Source organism: Sulfurimonas denitrificans DSM 1251 (assembly GCF_000012965.1).
GTDB lineage: Bacteria > Campylobacterota > Campylobacteria > Campylobacterales > Sulfurimonadaceae > Sulfurimonas > Sulfurimonas denitrificans.
This window is the reverse complement of record NC_007575.1, coordinates 1,056,909-1,073,481: the sequence shown is the minus strand read 5'-3', so window position 1 is coordinate 1,073,481 and position 16,573 is coordinate 1,056,909. Positions and strand designations below refer to the sequence as shown.

The 16,573-nt window shown below is 35.4% G+C and carries 16 protein-coding genes and 1 pseudogene; 10 read left to right on the top strand and 7 right to left on the bottom strand.

The features are described 5' to 3' along the window. Positions 1 to 536: 536 nt before the first annotated feature. The 5 genes and pseudogenes from SUDEN_RS11630 to SUDEN_RS05330 all read right to left on the bottom strand — a co-directional run. Positions 537 to 674 (bottom strand): annotated as a pseudogene (locus tag SUDEN_RS11630) (COG3400 family protein); the annotation flags it as partial. A 488-nt stretch (positions 675 to 1,162) separates the two neighbouring features. Beyond that, positions 1,163 to 2,272, bottom strand: coding sequence for a tRNA (uridine(54)-C5)-methyltransferase TrmA (trmA, locus tag SUDEN_RS05345; RefSeq protein ID WP_011372648.1), 1,110 nt, complete (start codon positions 2,270 to 2,272; stop codon positions 1,163 to 1,165). Between the two features lie 14 nt (positions 2,273 to 2,286). Continuing rightward, positions 2,287 to 3,027 carry a flagellar type III secretion system pore protein FliP gene (gene fliP / locus SUDEN_RS05340; protein WP_011372647.1) on the bottom strand — a complete coding sequence of 247 codons (741 nt, stop codon included), beginning with the start codon at positions 3,025 to 3,027 and terminating at the stop codon, positions 2,287 to 2,289. Further along, entirely contained in the window at positions 3,027 to 3,818 is a 792-nt protein-coding gene (locus tag SUDEN_RS05335; protein ID WP_041672233.1) for an OmpA/MotB family protein, read from the bottom strand. Before SUDEN_RS05335 ends, fliP begins: the two co-directional genes overlap by 1 nt. After that, complete coding sequence (locus SUDEN_RS05330; protein WP_011372645.1) at positions 3,818 to 4,582, bottom strand: motility protein A; 765 nt, start codon at positions 4,580 to 4,582, stop codon at positions 3,818 to 3,820. The genes SUDEN_RS05335 and SUDEN_RS05330 overlap by 1 nt, the downstream gene beginning before the upstream one ends. 141 nt (positions 4,583 to 4,723) lie before the next feature. Here SUDEN_RS05330 and glmU point away from each other — a divergent pair, with 141 nt between their 5' ends. The 10 genes from glmU to SUDEN_RS05290 all read left to right on the top strand — a co-directional run bounded on the left by glmU (position 4,724) and on the right by SUDEN_RS05290 (position 14,922). After that, entirely contained in the window at positions 4,724 to 6,028 is a 1,305-nt protein-coding gene (glmU, locus tag SUDEN_RS05325) for a bifunctional UDP-N-acetylglucosamine diphosphorylase/glucosamine-1-phosphate N-acetyltransferase GlmU (RefSeq protein WP_011372644.1), read from the top strand. A gap of 119 nt (positions 6,029 to 6,147) precedes the next feature. After that, positions 6,148 to 6,312: a hypothetical protein gene (locus tag SUDEN_RS11325; protein WP_158301042.1), complete on the top strand. Its 165-nt coding sequence runs from the start codon at positions 6,148 to 6,150 to the stop codon at positions 6,310 to 6,312. 9 nt (positions 6,313 to 6,321) lie between these two features. Then, on the top strand, positions 6,322 to 6,654 hold the full coding sequence (locus SUDEN_RS05320; RefSeq protein ID WP_011372643.1) for a DUF2325 domain-containing protein: 333 nt from the start codon (positions 6,322 to 6,324) through the stop codon (positions 6,652 to 6,654). Positions 6,655 to 6,665: 11 nt separating this feature from the next. Beyond that, entirely contained in the window at positions 6,666 to 6,860 is a 195-nt protein-coding gene (locus SUDEN_RS05315; protein WP_041672232.1) for a hypothetical protein, read from the top strand. A 332-nt stretch (positions 6,861 to 7,192) separates the two neighbouring features. Continuing rightward, the gene (locus SUDEN_RS05310) at positions 7,193 to 7,522 is read left to right on the top strand and encodes a response regulator (protein WP_011372642.1); all 330 of its coding nucleotides are present in this window, start codon (positions 7,193 to 7,195) and stop codon (positions 7,520 to 7,522) included. An 11-nt stretch (positions 7,523 to 7,533) separates the two neighbouring features. Next, entirely contained in the window at positions 7,534 to 7,842 is a 309-nt protein-coding gene (locus SUDEN_RS05305; RefSeq protein WP_011372641.1) for a winged helix-turn-helix domain-containing protein, read from the top strand. Next, positions 7,842 to 9,722, top strand: a complete 1,881-nt coding sequence (locus SUDEN_RS05300) for a transporter substrate-binding domain-containing protein (protein WP_011372640.1) — start codon at positions 7,842 to 7,844, stop codon at positions 9,720 to 9,722. The genes SUDEN_RS05305 and SUDEN_RS05300 overlap by 1 nt, the downstream gene beginning before the upstream one ends. A gap of 85 nt (positions 9,723 to 9,807) precedes the next feature. Then, the gene (locus tag SUDEN_RS11565) at positions 9,808 to 10,176 is read left to right on the top strand and encodes a filamentous hemagglutinin N-terminal domain-containing protein (protein WP_011372639.1); all 369 of its coding nucleotides are present in this window, start codon (positions 9,808 to 9,810) and stop codon (positions 10,174 to 10,176) included. Continuing rightward, entirely contained in the window at positions 10,166 to 13,207 is a 3,042-nt protein-coding gene (locus tag SUDEN_RS11560) for a beta strand repeat-containing protein (protein ID WP_011372638.1), read from the top strand. The genes SUDEN_RS11565 and SUDEN_RS11560 overlap by 11 nt, the downstream gene beginning before the upstream one ends. Positions 13,208 to 13,218: 11 nt before the next feature. Next, on the top strand, positions 13,219 to 14,922 hold the full coding sequence (locus SUDEN_RS05290) for a ShlB/FhaC/HecB family hemolysin secretion/activation protein (RefSeq protein WP_011372637.1): 1,704 nt from the start codon (positions 13,219 to 13,221) through the stop codon (positions 14,920 to 14,922). 47 nt (positions 14,923 to 14,969) lie between these two features. Here the strand turns inward: SUDEN_RS05290 and SUDEN_RS11320 are convergent, their stop codons facing one another. Beyond that, entirely contained in the window at positions 14,970 to 15,125 is a 156-nt protein-coding gene (locus tag SUDEN_RS11320) for a hypothetical protein (protein ID WP_158301041.1), read from the bottom strand. A 121-nt stretch (positions 15,126 to 15,246) separates the two neighbouring features. Further along, the gene (locus SUDEN_RS05285) at positions 15,247 to 16,527 is read right to left on the bottom strand and encodes a TonB-dependent receptor plug domain-containing protein (RefSeq protein ID WP_011372636.1); all 1,281 of its coding nucleotides are present in this window, start codon (positions 16,525 to 16,527) and stop codon (positions 15,247 to 15,249) included. Between the last annotated feature and the right edge of the window lie 46 nt (positions 16,528 to 16,573).

The window sequence follows — 16,573 nt, the reverse complement described above, 5'->3', positions numbered from 1 at the left end:
ATTTTTTGAGAGATATCAAAAATAGTTGATGAAATTTTTTCCAAATCACGATTATCTCCAAGAATTATAGAAGCATCTTTTACTGAAGAGAGCTTTTTCTCTGCAATTTTAAGAACTGGAACGTGTGCTTCATAGAGAATATTTCTCATCTTATAGTTTTTAAACATCTCATTAGAGACAATTACTAATCCAACATGATAAATTTTTATATCATTAAAAAAGCTCTCTCTTAGATTTTTGCTCTCATAATTTATATCTATAATTACGTTATCACTTCTATACTCTTTAACTCTCCAGAGTGTCTCGATGTCACTCGGATTTACTATTTTTATGATTAAGGTGTGTCCAAATTTCTCATGTGCAAAGATGGCTCTTTCTATAAATTTTGCTACCTGCTTGTATTTAATTAAATCCATATCTAAATATATATAGATGTTTGAGCCAAAAGGCTCTGGGAACTGTCCTAGCTCTCTTTTTATGGCTCTATAAACTGACCTTAAAACCGCTGGCTCGCCAACTAAAACCAACAAATCATTTGGCTGAATCATACGGCGGCGATTTGGCATAATAAGTTTTCTGTTTCTGTAAATTGCAACAATTCTCCACTCTTTTTGCTCAATTACTCCGATATGTTTATATACAAAAGAGCTTCCAAATGGAACTAAAACTTCCATTATTTCACCCTCGCCTATTCCTACGTTTTGGGCGATTACAGGAACATTTGGAAGATAATCAAGAAGTCTTGAAGATAGAATCTCTTTTGAGTTAATTAAAACTATATTTGGATCTTCATTTTTTAGTTTCCACTTATTTAGGATAATAATACGCAGATTCTTTTTTATGCTTCTAATGTTTAAAATTGTATTTTCAACATCTAGTGGGTTGTCCATAACTATGATAACTTGAACAAAATCCATCTTAAGAAGATTTGCTAGTTTATATAAACTTGTTGGATCAAACTCATAAAATTTAAAGCGTGAAGGATTTGCATTTGGAAATTTCTTCTGTTTTGTTTGCACTACATAGTATATGTTTTCACTTGTATATGCATCCACAACTCTGTTAATAAAATGTTCAGCCGTTTCGCCATCGCTAATAATTAGTATCTTTTTCATAATGCTGTCTTTAAATTGTTTGCGCAATTATAGCATTAATATTTTGGCTATTTTTTAACAAGTTTTGCACCCATTTCAGCGTGATGTGTATATGGGAACTGATCAAAAAGAGCCATATCTATCACGTTATGTGTCTTTGTAAGAAGTTCTAAATCCCTAAGAAGAGTTTGAGGGTTACATGAGATATAAATTATATTTTCATATCTTGAGGCAAATCTACATGTAGCCTCATCCATTCCACTTCTTGGCGGATCTACAAAGATAGTTTTAATCTCATAAGAGTCTATATCTATCTCTTTCATTCTATTAAAAATTCTCACACCATCAAGAGCTTCTACAAACTCTTCAACTCCCATGCGAACAAAGGAAATATTTTTCACTTTGTTTAAGGACATATTTGATTTTGCAGCATTTATTGAAGATTTTGAAATTTCTGTTGCTAAAATTTTTCTATATTTTGAAGCAAAAGGTATTGTAAAATTTCCAGCACCACAATATAGTTCTAACAAATCGGCGTCCATATTAGGAAGCTCTCTTAGCGCCCATCCAATCATCTGCTCATTAACTTTTGCATTTGGCTGTGTGAAACTGTTTTCAATATAATTAAATTTGAACTCAACACCATCTACATGTAGTATCTCAGTTACATAATCTTGTTTGATAACTACTTTTTGACCTCTGCTTCTGCCGATTATATAGATGTCTAATTCATCAGAGATTATCTCTGCAATCTCTTTAAAAGTGGAGTCTAAAGCTCTGTGATAAAGCAAAGAGACTACTATCTCGCCACTATTTGAGCTTAAAAAATCTACGCCAAAGAGTTTAAAGTCTATCTTATGGCGTTTTATTGCCCTTAAGAGTTTTGGCATAAGAGCAAAAATAGCACTACTAACTTGCGGACACTCATCAATAAGGATAACACCGCCTTTATCTGCTCTATTCATAGCATAATTGATTTTCTCATCTCCCTCATGCCAGATTTTAAACTCACTTCTTGAGCGGTAGTTACTGCGAGGAGACTCAAAAACAGAAATTTTACCCATATAAAAAGGTGCAAACAGTTCTTTGTTTAACTCTACTTTTTGTGAGAGTTGAGTCTCATATCCACCATCATATACTATACATGCACCACATATTCCAAAATATTTACAATTCAATTTATCTACTTTATCTATTTAATTGACGCTATAAGATTGCCAATAAGCAGATTCCATCCATCTATAAGAATAAAAATGAGTATCTTAAAGGGCAGAGCTATCATAACTGGCGGCAACATCATCATACCCATGGACATAAGGATTGATGCCACAACCATATCAATTACCAAAAATGGTAAAAACAACAAAAAACCTATCTCAAAAGCTGTCTTTAATTCACTTATAACAAAAGCTGGAATGATGATAGAGAGAGGTACTTCAGCTATTGTTGTAGGATTTTGCATCTTTCTTATTCTAAAAAAAAGTGCTAAATCTTTCTCTCTTGTATTTCTAATCATAAAGTTTTTAAATGGAAGAGCTGTTTTATCAAACGCCTCTTCGTACCCTATTTTCTCTTCTATATATGGTTTTATTCCATCTTCATAAGCTTTTATTCCAACAGGTTCCATTACAAAAAATGTCAAAATCATACCAAGCATAACTAATAGCTGAGTAGGAGGAACTTGTTGAGTGCCTAGAGCTTGTCGTAAAAAACCAAATACAATAACAAACCTTGTAAAAGTTGTCATAACAAGCACCATACTCGGTGCTAAAAAAAGAAGTGTTAAGAGGACAAGAACATTTAGTGAGCTTACCAACTGCTCTGGTGTTTTTGGCGCTGAGAGTTCAAAGTTCATAGTAGGAATAGCAACACTATCTGCCCCAAAAAGAGAGATTGCACTTAACATTAAAATAGAGAGAAAAATTCTAAACATTATTGAGCTGCTGCCCTATCTAAAACACTCTGTTGTACTTTTGATTTATCTGCGTTTTTACCAGCATAAAAACGAAGTTCAACTCTGCGGTTTTGTTCTCTTCCACTCTCCGTTGCATTTGTTGCCTTTGGAGAGAACTCTGCATATCCAGCAGCACTTATGCGCTTTGGATCTACTCCATCTAAAAGCAACTCTTGTAATACAGATATAGCTCTAGCTGATGAGAGTTCCCAGTTATCTTTATATGGACCCTTTACGCTTGGACCTTGATCATCAGTATGACCACATACGCTTAGAGTTGTCTCATTTGGCAGCTCGCCAATTATTAACGCTACTCTTTTTAAAAACAGAAGTGAATCTTCATTTTGTATAACTGCACTTCCTGGTTTAAAAAGAAGAGATGCTGGAAGTTCTATTACAAAACCATCTTGAGCCTCTTCTAAAGATACTACTGCAGCACTTCCTTGCGTAGAAGCCTGTGCCTCTTGTATCTCATTCATCTCTTTTAGAGCAGCTGAAATTCTATTTACCTGCTCTGAAGTCTCATCAGTTGACTCAATTGGAGTTGATTCTTGGATACGTCTTTTTGAGACTTCAGTTTTTATGCCACCTTCTAAAACGCTCATCGCACCTGATAGTGAGCCAATAGCTTCAGATACTTTTTTTGCATCCATGCTCGACATTGATAGAAGAAGAACGAAAAAACATAAAAGCAGAGACATTAAATCCCCAAAAGCTGCCAACCACTCTGGCATACATGTAGGACAATCTGGGCACTTTTTTTTCGCCATTAGTTAAATTGACTCACACGCTCATTTGGAGCTAAATAACTTAAAAGTTTTGCTTCTAATGCTCTTGGTGCATCACCTGATTGGATAGACATTATTCCTGTTAAAATCATCTCTTTAACTAGTGACTCTTCATCATTTCTAATACCTAAAATATTGGCAATTGGATTTCCGACAACGTTTCCGATAATCGCACCATACATAGTAGTAAGTAGGGCAACTGCCATTGATGGACCAATTGCAGAGGGGTCCGCCATATTTAAAAGCATAGCAACAAGACCAATAAGCGTTCCAACCATACCCATAGCTCCCGCTAATCCAGCCCACTGAGAGAAGATTGAACCATTCATCTTATGTCTAGTGCTTGTTTGTTCCATCTCAATCTCTAAGAGTTCTCTAATATTATCTGGCTCGTTTCCATCAATTGCCATGGAGAGCCCTTTTTTTAAAAATGCATTTTGTTCATCGTTAACTTCACTCTCAAGAGCTAAAATACCATCTTTTCTTGCCTTGGTTGAAAACTGTACAAGTTTTTTAATAAGTTCTATTTTATCCTCTTGTGGCGGTTTTATAGCTATCATAAAAATTTTAACAAAAGATTTCATCTGCGAAGGTTTAAATGATATCATCAGTGCGCCGATACTTCCACCAATAACAATTAATACAGAGGGAATATCTACATACGGACCAATACCAACACCCATAGCCATAGCACCTAAAAGAAGTGCCATAATCAAAACAATACCTATGACCGTACCTAAATCCATTCAAATACCTTATAGCAAAATATTGGGCTTATAATACCACAAAATATATTAGGCTCCACACTAAAAGGGTATTTTTCATATTTTAATTTCAAATATAACCGCTAAGAGATATAATTTTATTAACTAAAAAAAAGAGCAACTATGAATAAAAATAAAATTAGTATAGTTATATTAGCAGCGGGAAAAGGCAGCCGCATGAAATCCTCCAAAGCGAAGGTTTTACACCCGATTTGTGGTAAAGAGATGCTTTACTATATCATCAAAACTTCAAGAGCGATAAGCGATGATGTAAGTGTTGTAGTAGCACATCAAAGAGATGCTGTAGTAGAGTCTATGAGCCGCTACTTCAATGATATAAATTTTGTAACACAAGACGCTATAAACTTTCCTGGAACTGGCGGAGCTATGAAGGGTGTGAATATAAAAAATGAGAGAGTATTAGTTTTAAACGGCGATATGCCACTTGTAGAAAAAAGTTCTCTCGATGGGTTTTTAGAAGCACAAGGCGATGTTGTTATGTCTATCTTTAATCTACAAAACCCAAGTGGCTATGGTCGTGTTATCATAGAAGATGCAGAAGTAAAAAAAATAGTAGAGCAAAAAGATGCAACGCTACAAGAGTTAAAAGTTCAGAGTGTAAATGCTGGGATATACGCATTTTCTAAAAAAATTATAGAAAAATATATCCCTCTTTTACAAAATAACAACGCCCAAGAGGAGTACTATCTAACAGATATAATCTCAATGGCAAGAAATGATGGAATAAAAATAACTCCGCTTTTAGTCAATGAAAATGAGTACAAAGGTGTAAACTCAAAAAAAGACCTATCTGATGCTGAAATTATTATGCAAGATAAAATTAAAAACTCTCTAATGGAGTCAGGTGTAACTATGCAACTCCCCTCAACTATATATATTGAAGAGGGTGTTGTTTTTGAAGGTGAGTGTATTGTTGAGAATGGATGCCGCATTACAGGAGAGTCAAAAATAATCAACTCTCATATAAAAGCACATAGTGTCATAGAAGATAGCATAGTAAAAAACTCAGATGTTGGACCTCTAGCACACCTACGCCCTGCTTCAAATATTGAAGATACTCATATAGGAAACTTTGTAGAGATAAAAAAATCTACCCTAAAAGGTGTAAAAGCAGGACATTTGAGCTACATAGGCGATGCAACCGTTGATGAGGGCACAAATATAGGCGCAGGGGTTATTACATGTAACTATGATGGCATAAACAAATATAAAACAGTTATAGGCAAAAATGTTTTCATCGGAAGTGACTCGCAGTTAATTGCCCCTGTAGTAATAGAAGACAATGTAATGATAGCAGCTGGAACAACTCTAAGAAGCGGAAAAGTAAACAGCGGTGAGCTTGTGGTGAGCGCTTCTAAGTCAAGGATTATAAAAGATTTTTACTATAAATTTTTTGCTAAAAAATAAAATAAAGAACCTTAAAATAAGCAATATCTTTTAAAATTGATAATTAATATCATAATCAGAAAATATTAAGCTCCTCTTTGATATTATTTTGATAACAATTATCATATAGGAGATATTAAATGTCTGATTTATCAATAAAAAGTGAAATTAACAAACTTATAGCAGAGTCTGGATTTGCCAAAAATCAAAAACTGGTTTGTCCAATAGCAAAAATCTTTAAAATGCGTCATCCACATATTGACACTTTTAAAATATGTAAATTTGCTTCACAAGCCCTGAGATAAGGCTAAATTATGAGTGTATTGGTAATTGGTGGAGATAAAATTAGCTCAATTGAGTCAATCCTTAAGAGCCTTGGAGTTTTGTCAATAGTCCACTGGGATGCAAGAAAAAAAGCTAGTACATGCAAAAAAATCATACCTATTGATATAGAATGTGTTGTCATGCTAACTTCTTTTTTAAACCACAACGCTATGAAGTACTTTAGAAATGAAGCAAAAAAAAGAGAGTTGCCAATAGTGTGTTCAAAAAACAACAGTAGCTGCCTTTATAACGAATATATAAAAATTATGAAAAATCAGAACTGTTTTGAGTGTGATAAATATGCAAAATGTAACTATAAATAGAGGAGTAAAAAATGGCGCAGCAAATCATCAATGAGATAAATAAATTTATTACTTTTAAGTTTGATAATAAAAAAAACAGAGTTGTAAATATAAAAACTGCAAAAGAGCTTGAAGTAGATGAGTTTTTAGATATTCAATACATTCTTGACTGCAATAAAATTAGATACAAGTTTGAAAAAGGGTTTGAAATCCAGATATTAAATTAAAATGGAGTTGCAAAATCAGTTATCTTATTTAGTTTTCACATGAGAGAGCGTGAGAACTAAAACTGCTACAGTTTTTTTTCTAAAAAAGGCTTTTTATACGAGCAGCACTAACAAAAAAACAGCCTATATCTATGTCTATTTTCATAAACACAATTGTAGGTAAATTTATACATGTAGGCTTAAAATATGACAAATTGAAATAAAGATTTTATGAGTATAATTGCTACACTATAAAATATCACTCAAGAATTACTTGAATTTAAGTGCGAAAGTTGAGTAATATTTTTATTAAAATTTGTTATTAGAAAAAATCTCAATTAGCAAAGGGCAGTATGTATAAAGTAATGATAATAGAAGATGAGCCTCTCATTGCTTTGGATCTTACAAAAATTTTAGAAAAAAAAGGCTTTGAAGTAACGGGTCATGTGGGAAATTTTGAAGATGCTCATGCACTTTTTCATGCCAATAAACCCGATATCATACTCAGTGATATCAAGCTTGAAGACAATGAATCAGGCATAGAGGTGATAAAAGAGTTAAAAAAGATAAGTGATTTTAGTGTCGTTTATCTTACTTCTTATGGCGATGATGAGATAGTTGAAAAAGCACTTCAAACTCATCCCGTTGCATATATTACCAAGCCTTTTAAGGAGAGTGTTTAAGTGCTACACTCATGCTAGTTTCAGCCTCCATCAAAGGCAAAAATCTCACATTTGATTATTATTATAACAAAGAAACGCAGATGCTTTTTTATAAAAATGAGCAGATAACTCTCTCAAAACAAGAATCTCAACTTTTTCACATATGTTATCTAAGTAAAGGCTCCTTTGTTCCCATGCACACGATTGAGTACTATATTTGGGGTGAGGAATACGTGAATGATTCGACAAAAAGAGGACTTATTTATCGTTTGAAGAAAAAATTAAACCATACTATTTTTGAGTATTTGGGTGGATTTGGATGCAAAGTGGATGGACTTTGATGAGAACTGTTTTTTTTATTTTTCTTATTACTTTTCATCTCTTTGCTACAACATCAATTGCCCAAAAATCAGCTCAATTAGGACTCACTCAAGAAGAAAAACAGTGGCTTATAGATAATCCTCGCATCCTTGTTGGAATGGATCCAAATTATGCACCTTATGAGTGGATAGATAAAAATGGCAACCACATAGGTGTTGTTGTAGATTATATTCATGAACTTGAAAAGATACTAGATGTACGTTTTGAGATACTAAAAAACAAATCATGGGATGAGCTACTTACTCTTGCACAAAAGGGTGAACTAGATATGCTCACAAGCACGGTTAAAACACCTGAACGTTCAAAATATCTTACCTTTAGTGAACCCTACCATATTGCACCAACTATTATTGTGGATAATAAAAAAGGTGCTTTTATAGGAAGTTTAAAACAGCTTTCAAATAAGCGTGTAGTTGTTGAAAAAGGCTATTTTATGGGAGAATTTATAAAAAATAAATACCCAAAGATTCAGCTTGTACTGGCTTCTAGTACGAAAGAAGCTTTAGAAATGGTGACAGATGATAGAGCCGATGCTTATGTAGGTGATGCCAATATTGTAGATTTTGTTATGAGGAAAAATGATTTTAGTACACTGCGTTTTTCGGGTCAAACAGAGTATGTAAGCTATCAAGCATTTGCACTAACAAAAGGGAACGAACCACTTGCTCCCATTTTGACAAAAGCGATGGCAACTACCCCAAAAGAAGAGTTTGATGCAATATTTTATCATTGGCTTAGTATTGATAATAGTACAAATGTTAAAACACTTGTAAAATATGCTCTTTTGCTCCTTGTGATACTTGCAGTAGTTGGTTACTGGATTTATCTCTTGCGACGAGAAATTAAGTACCGAAAACTTGCAGAAAAAAAACTCAAAGCCAGTGAAACACTTTATCGTGAACTTACTGAAGATGTTACAGATGTGATTTGGAAAGCTAACAGTAATCATATTTTGACCTATATCAGTCCAAGTGTCGAAGAAAAACTAGGCTTTAAACCTGAAGAGTTGGTGGGTCGTCATGTCTTTGAAATGTTTACGCCCGAGGGAGTAGCTATTGTCATGGAGCGAATTAAACAAAGACAAGAGAATCAAGAACAAGCCGTACACGATGTTCATTCTATTTTTGAAGTACAACACAAGTGCAAAGATGGCTCTTTTATTTGGGGAGAGGTAGTTTCAAAAGCGGTCTATGATAAAAATAGAAATATCATTGGTTACCACGGTATTAGCAGAGATACAACGATGCGAAAAGAGATGGAGAGAGAAAAAGAGTTATTGTACCAAGAGTTAGATCACAGAGTCAAAAATAACCTTCAAGTAATCTCAAGCATAGTCTCTTTGCACTCTTGCCAAGAAGATATATCAAAGTCACTAGAAGATATTCACAATACTATCAGTGCAATCTCTTTAGCTCACGATAAACTTCATCAAGATGAGTTGCACAAAACCTTAGAGATAAAACACTATGTTAGCGCTCTTTTAGATAATCTTTTGGCAAGTTCTGTTTTAAAGATACAAAAAGAGATAGATTCTACACAAATCTATCTAGGTGCGTCTCACTCTATCACTCTTGGCATCATCATCAATGAATTTGTCAGCAACTCTATCAAATATGCTTTTCAAAGCATAAGTTCACCCAAAATTACACTTACAATCACGCAAGACAAAGAGTTCATCAATGTTTTAATTTCAGATAACGGCATAGGCTTTAAAGGAAAGAAGCAAAGTTCTGGTATTGGGATGGATATTATTAAAACTCTTGCAAAAAGCAGATTCAAAACCGATGTGATATTTTTTGATAATAACGGAACATCATTAACGTTTAAAATTCCTTTATAAATAAGTTTTTTTTAAGTTTCATCAAACATTTTTCAAACGCTCATTAGTTAAAGTAATGAAAATAAATGTTTTAAAGGAATTTAAAATGAAGTACAATCCAGATTTTAGCTCACGATTTCGCATCCTAAAAGGCGGAAAGATTAGCTTAGTCGTCTCTGCTTTAATAGGAAGTATCACAATACTTTCAGCTTCGCCGACAGGCGGAGTAGTAACAAGCGGTGTTGCAAACATCTCTCAAAGCGGTGCAATAACCAATATAACCCAAAGCACAAACAAAGCCACCATCAACTGGCAAAACTTCTCTATCGGTGCAAATGAGACAGTTAATTTTGCTCAGCCAAATGTAAATGCTATCGCTCTTAACCGTATAGTTGGAAATGAGAGAAGTGTAATAGAGAGCACTAAACGCAAACGGACAAGTTTGGATACTAAACTCAAACGGTGTGCTTTTTAACAAGAGTGCAAGCATAAACACAGCTGGACTTGTAGCTACAACAAAAAATATCTCAGATGCAGACTTTAACGCAGGTAACTATAACTTTACAGGCGAGAGTACAGCAAGCGTTATCAACATGGGAACTATCAACATTACAGATGGCGGTTACGCTTCACTTCTTGCAAATAGTGTAAGAAATGATGGAACTATCACAGCCATAAGAGGAAAGGTAACTCTAACAGGCGCTAGTGAAGCAACTATCAACCTAAATGGAAACTCACTTGTAAATCTAAGAGTAGATAAAGGGGTGTTAGATGCACTTGTAGAGAACAAAGGTGCCATTTACGCTGATGGCGGAGAGATTTACTTAACTACAAATGCAGTAAATGAACTGCTAAAAGGTGTTGTTAACAATACAGGTATCATAGAAGCTAACTCTATTGATGGTATAACAGGCAAGGTAGAGCTTTTTGCTCATGGCGGAACGGTAAAGATTGGCGGAACTATCACTGCAAAAGATGGGTTTGTGGAGACTTCGGGAAAATCTTTACATGTAGAAGATTCTACCATTATCAAAACCAAAGAATGGCTCATTGACCCTGATAATGTCATTATCGAATCTAGCGGTGGAGATGTTTTAACAGGAGAGAGTGTGAGTGTAACTGCGATTCAAAACGCCCTTAGCACAGCAAATATAGAACTCCAAGCAACTACCAATATTACTGTCAATGAAAATATAATTTGGAGCACAGACAAACAGTTAACATTATCAGCCGATAGTATAAATGTCAATAAAACCATAGAAAACACCAACACCACAAACGGTGGTGTCTATTTCAATGCAGCTAATGTACGCAATAAAGTTGTCTTTGGCGTAGATGGTAAAGTCATTATCCACAATGTCAACCAACTCCAGTGGATGAATCAAGCACTTGGTGGGAAGTATGAATTAGGAAGCAATATAGATGCGAGTGTGACTTCTTCTTGGAATGGTAGTAAAGGGTGGATACCAATTTTTACAAGTGAAGTGATATATGATTCCGAGATGTATGAATATATTACTAATTATTTTGGCTTTACGGGAACCTTTAATGGACTGGGGCATACCATCTCAAATCTAACCATCAATGATACTACAAGATACCATACAGGACTTTTTGGAATAATAGATACTGCTACAGTACAAAATGTTGGCTTAGTTGGTGTTAATATCACAGGCTACAATTACGTAGGGGCTTTGGTAGGAGTAAATAATAGTAGTACATCAATTATCAAAAATGCTTATACCACAGGCTTGGTAAATGGGTATGAGTGGGTAGGTGGTTTAGTAGGAGCTAATGTCAACAATTCAACTATCAAAAACTCTTATGCCACAGTCACGGTGAGTGGAACACGAAAGGTAGGTGGATTAGCAGGATATAGCAGTTCAGCCATCATAAATTCTTATGCTTCAGGAACAGTAAGTGGAACGACTTATGTGGGTGGTTTAGTTGGACTTGACTTCATTGGAGGAACTATCACAAACGCTTACTATGACAATCAAGCCAATACAGGCACTATGGGTGATAGTGGTTATGGTAAAACAAAAGCCCAACTTTTAGCTTTAGTCACAGATGCAATTTGGGAGAATACGATTTGGGGAACAGCGGCTTCCCAAACCAGTGGATATACAACCGATGCAATCACATTACCCTTTTTACGAAGTGCCACAAAGTTTGACAACACTCTTTTTAACAGTGGATTTGGAACCGCACTAAACCCCTACACCATCACCAACTGGACGCAACTCCAAAATATTAACAACAGCAATATCTTAACACACAACTACTACTTCAATCTATCCAATGACATGGGGAGTACAACCGCAGGCTACACAAACAGCGGTACAGGTTGGAATCCTATTGGAGATGAAACCAATAAGTTTAAAGGTACCTTTGATGGTTTAAACCATACAATTTCAAACTTATATATAAATGATAGTGCAAAAGACTGTGTAGGGCTTTTTGGAAATGTAGATGAAGGAACAATAAAAAATATAGGTGTCCTTAGTGTTGATATTACTGGAAAAGTGTATGTTGGTGGACTGGTGGGAGCAAATGAGGGAACCATTACTAATGCCTATGCCACAGGTTCAGTCAGTGGAAATAGTCATATAGGTGGATTAGTAGGATCAACCTCTGGAACTATTACTAATGCCTATGCCACAACTTCGGTAAGTGGAACTGATAATTTAGGTGGATTGGCAGGGTCAAGCATAGGATTCATTACTAATACCTATGCTACAGGTTTAATAACTGGAACTACTAAGTTGGGTGGATTAGTAGGGTGGAGCAAAGGAACAACTCTAACCAATAGCTTTTGGGACATGCAAACAACAGGACAACCTACCGTTGGTGTAGGAAACGGGTCTTCAGGTGTTGCTGGCAAAACAACAGCAGAGCTTCAAAAATTTAGCACCTTTAATGATGCTGGATGGGATATTGCAAGCGATAGTGCTTTAGCTGTTGGAACTCCTCTGCTTAGTATGAATGGAGCAACACCTATTTGGAAGATTAAAACGGATGTTGCACCAACACAAACACCAGTTCCGACACCAGTTCCGACACCGACACCTGAACCTATTCCAGAACCAATTACTCCGCCTACACCTCAAAAGCATAATAACACAGGAGATATACTAACACCTATTATCAATGGAATCCAAACTACAGTTCAAGTTCCAAATATTTTAGTAAATCTCTTGGCAACAAATGCACCTAGTGTAACTCCTTCTCTAGCGATGCAACAAGCAAATACAAACTTAGCTACAAACTTTGGGGTACAAACTGGTAGTGTACAAATAACTTCTATAGCCGCCAAAGGCGAAGAAGCTAATGCACTCGTAACACTAAGCGAGATAAAAGAGGCTATGGGAGATTCAACTCAAGATGTAAGAGTACCGTTCGCATATAACTCTATCATAGACCTTGTAAACGGTGGAGTGCATCTACCAGAGGGCGTAGATCAACAGTTCTATGTAACTAAAACTCCTAAGAAAAAAAGTAACTAAGGAATAAAGAGATGAAAATAATGAAAATAACAAATTTAACAGCTAAAGCACTGACTTTATCATTTGTAACAAGCTCACTTCTCGTTGGGGCTTCTATCCCCTCAAGCAGCGATATCCAAAGAGAGGTTCAACCTCCAAAAGACCTACCAAAAAAAGTAACTCCTTTGGTTGAAGTAGGTGGTGTGCAAAAGTATGCACCTGTTATGCAAGATGATAAAAGCGGAAAAACAATCTTTGTAAAAAGCTTTAAAATCACAGGTGCTATTCACATGTCAGAATCAAAGCTTCAATCTCTCATTGGCTCTTACATGGACAAAGAGTTAACATTTGCACAGCTTCAAGAGGTAGCTTCTATCATCACTAAAGAGTATCGTGCCAATGGCTACTTTGTGGCTCGTGCTTATATCCCTATTCAGAGTATGCAAGATGGTGTTGTAGAGATTGCAATCATAGAGGGAAACTACGGTAAGTTTATACTAGAGAATAACTCACATGTAAGAACACCGATAGTCCAAGCGATGCTTGATGATGTAAAGAGTGCAAACATAGTAAGCACAAATACACTAGAGCGTGCCATGCTTATCATAAATGACACCCCTGGTGCAAAAGTAACAGCAGCAGATGTTAAACCTAGGCAAGAAGTAGGAACAAGTGACTTTGCTATAACAACAGAAACTAAACCTTGGTATGACGGATATGTCTTAGGCGATAACTACGGAAGCAGATATACAGGCGAAAATAGACTAATGGTAGGAGTAAACCTTAACTCTCTTGCAGGTTTAGGAGATAAGCTCAGTCTAAGTGGGCTTATGAGTAGTGAGAGAGATTTAAAAAACGGAAGAATTGCTTATAGTGTTCCTCTTATGGCAAATGGTCTTAGAGCAGAGGTAGGTTACTCTAAAACAGATTACTCTTTAGCTCAAGAGTACAAATCTCTTGATGCTTATGGAACATCAAACACACTTGATGCAACTCTATCTTATCCAATCATCAGAACAAGATTAGAGACTCTAAGAGTCTCATCTACTCTAGCAATAAAGAGTTTAAATGATAAACAAGCAGGAGTAACTACAAGTGATAAAGATGCTAAGTCAATCAACCTTGCCCTCTCTTACACTAAAGAGCAAAAACTCTTTGGACTTGACTCACAGATAAACTCAGGAGTCTCATACACTTATGGAAATTTAAAGTTTATTGACGCTGCCTCAAAAATAGCAGATGCAGCAGGAGCAAACACACAAGGAAACTACTCTAAAGTAAATGGTTATGTTGGTATTTCAACGCTACTGCCACAAGAGCTAACACTTCAAACTAACCTACAAGCTCAAAAAGCTCTAGGCGGTAAAAACCTTGATGGAAGTGAAGATATGTCCATAGGTGGAAGTAACGGTGTTAAACTATTTCCAGATTCAGAACACAGCGCAGAAAATGCCTTACTCTGGAGTATTGAGTTAACAAGAGCACTCCCTACAATAAATAGCTACTCTCATAAATTTGGACTATTCTATGACGTTGGATATGCTTCAATGCAAGATGACAGTAAAGACCCTACTTTTCAAAACAGAACTCTTCAAGATGTAGGAGTAAGTTACTACGCTTCATACAAATCACTATTTGCTAAAGCTCAAGTTGCAACTGCAATAGGTAGTGAAGAAGTAACAAGTGAACCTAAGTACAGCACTAGGGTTTTAGTTCAGGGTGGGGTTAGTTTTTAATCTCATCTTATTTAGTTTTCACATGAGAGAGTGGAAACTAAAGTAAGTTATTTTTTTAAAATATTTAAAAGAGATAAAAATAGAAAGTTTTTGTAATTACTCTCTTTGAGTATTTTTGAGATGTTAATTTCACGGAGTGCGGTTAAAATTGGATTTTTTAATACATTGCTTATAGCAACTTCGATAGAATTATCAATACCCATAAAATAAGCCTTTATGTTAAGATGTTGTGGTAACAAATTATACTAAAATGTGCCTATTTATGGGCTTTATTGATGCTTTTGAATGTAGGAAATTTAGGATTTTCTATGTGCGAAAGTTGAGTTAATTAGATAAAATCTCCTTCTCTTCATACTCCACTTCAAGCCCATAAATAGCCGCTTCATCAACATTTGAATATAGTTTTTCCTGATATGCTATAGGCATTGCTACAGTTGTTCCGTTATCTTTATAGGTAATGAGATCACTCACTTTTGTATAAAAAACAGTTGCTTTAAATGAGGTTGTATCTCTTGCATACTCATACCCAACTTCAAAGCTATCGGAGACTTCTGGCTTAAGAGCGCTATTTCCCCTAAATCTGTAAAACTGCATAGGCATAGAAGAGGTATTTATGGGGTATGCAAGGACATAATCATCTGAGTTTTGAGTTAAAGAGGGAGCGTTGAAGCCATGTCCGTAGCCGCCTTTTAATCTGTTATATTCATCAAGTTTATAAACAAGATTTGCTTTTGGGCTTAGCTCTGCTCCAAACTTCTCATGCTTGTCATATCTTGCACCAAGAGTAAGAAGAGTTTTTTCTCCAACTGCTATCTCATCTTGAAGATAAAACGATGTGTAATCTATCTCATCTTTAAAATCTTTTGCAGGAGTAAAATCATAGGCTTTATGATACTTCTCAACTCTTCTCTCTGCGCCGAGTATGATGTAGTTATCATCAATCGCGCTTATTGCAAACTCCGCATTCATGACCTCATCATCCATCTTATGTGTATAGAGCAGACTTGTATCATCCGAGTGAGCATCTAGTGATGTCATGTAATATTTTAGATTCATTTTTACATTATCAAAATATTTTCTATACTCTATGGAGTCATGACTTTTTTCAATATCGTAGTACTCTTTGTATTTCAGATTATCTCTAATCTCATCTCCTCTCATGGATGAGATAGCTATTTGTTGTGAGTCATCTATATCGTACCAGAGGTTTAAAATAGCATTTTTAACATCCCTGCCCTCTCTTTTGGCTAAAACATTTGTGCCATCTTTCATAGGCTCTATCTTAATTGCTTGAGCAAAAATAGTTGCTGAGAGTTTGTCGGTTATCTTGCCTCCAACATTTATTGAGTAGTCTTGTTCATCTCCGCCATCTGCACTGCTAAAGCCGTACTTTGCATCAACTTCTCCAAAAAAACTATCTGTTGGTTTTTTTGTAATGATATTTACCACCCCGCCGATTGCACTAGAGCCATAAAGTGAGCTCATAGGACCTTTGATGACTTCTATCTTTTTTATGGCATTAAGAGGAACCCAGCTATATGCAAAATCACTCATCCCAATAAGCGAATCACTAGCACTTATTCTCTTGCCATCTATTAAAATCAAAGAATGCTATCTGAAGAGTTTGCTGGCTTGTAGTTTTTTGTGTCTG

Bases quoted from the DNA above. Each gene is read 5' to 3' on its own strand.
- SUDEN_RS05305 (WP_011372641.1), top strand. From the start codon at position 7,534: ATGCTAGTTTCAGCCTCCATCAAAGGCAAAAATCTCACATTTGATTAT.
- SUDEN_RS05320 (WP_011372643.1), top strand. From the start codon at position 6,322: ATGAGTGTATTGGTAATTGGTGGAGATAAAATTAGCTCAATTGAGTCA.
- glmU (WP_011372644.1), top strand. From the start codon at position 4,724: ATGAATAAAAATAAAATTAGTATAGTTATATTAGCAGCGGGAAAAGGC.
- SUDEN_RS05315 (WP_041672232.1), top strand. From the start codon at position 6,666: ATGGCGCAGCAAATCATCAATGAGATAAATAAATTTATTACTTTTAAG.
- SUDEN_RS05290 (WP_011372637.1), top strand. From the start codon at position 13,219: ATGAAAATAATGAAAATAACAAATTTAACAGCTAAAGCACTGACTTTA.
- SUDEN_RS05300 (WP_011372640.1), top strand. From the start codon at position 7,842: ATGAGAACTGTTTTTTTTATTTTTCTTATTACTTTTCATCTCTTTGCT.
- SUDEN_RS05310 (WP_011372642.1), top strand. From the start codon at position 7,193: ATGTATAAAGTAATGATAATAGAAGATGAGCCTCTCATTGCTTTGGAT.
- SUDEN_RS11320 (WP_158301041.1), bottom strand. From the start codon at position 15,125: ATGGGTATTGATAATTCTATCGAAGTTGCTATAAGCAATGTATTAAAA.
- SUDEN_RS05330 (WP_011372645.1), bottom strand. From the start codon at position 4,582: ATGGATTTAGGTACGGTCATAGGTATTGTTTTGATTATGGCACTTCTT.
- SUDEN_RS05335 (WP_041672233.1), bottom strand. From the start codon at position 3,818: ATGGCGAAAAAAAAGTGCCCAGATTGTCCTACATGTATGCCAGAGTGG.
- SUDEN_RS11325 (WP_158301042.1), top strand. From the start codon at position 6,148: ATGTCTGATTTATCAATAAAAAGTGAAATTAACAAACTTATAGCAGAG.
- SUDEN_RS11565 (WP_011372639.1), top strand. From the start codon at position 9,808: ATGAAGTACAATCCAGATTTTAGCTCACGATTTCGCATCCTAAAAGGC.
- fliP (WP_011372647.1), bottom strand. From the start codon at position 3,027: ATGTTTAGAATTTTTCTCTCTATTTTAATGTTAAGTGCAATCTCTCTT.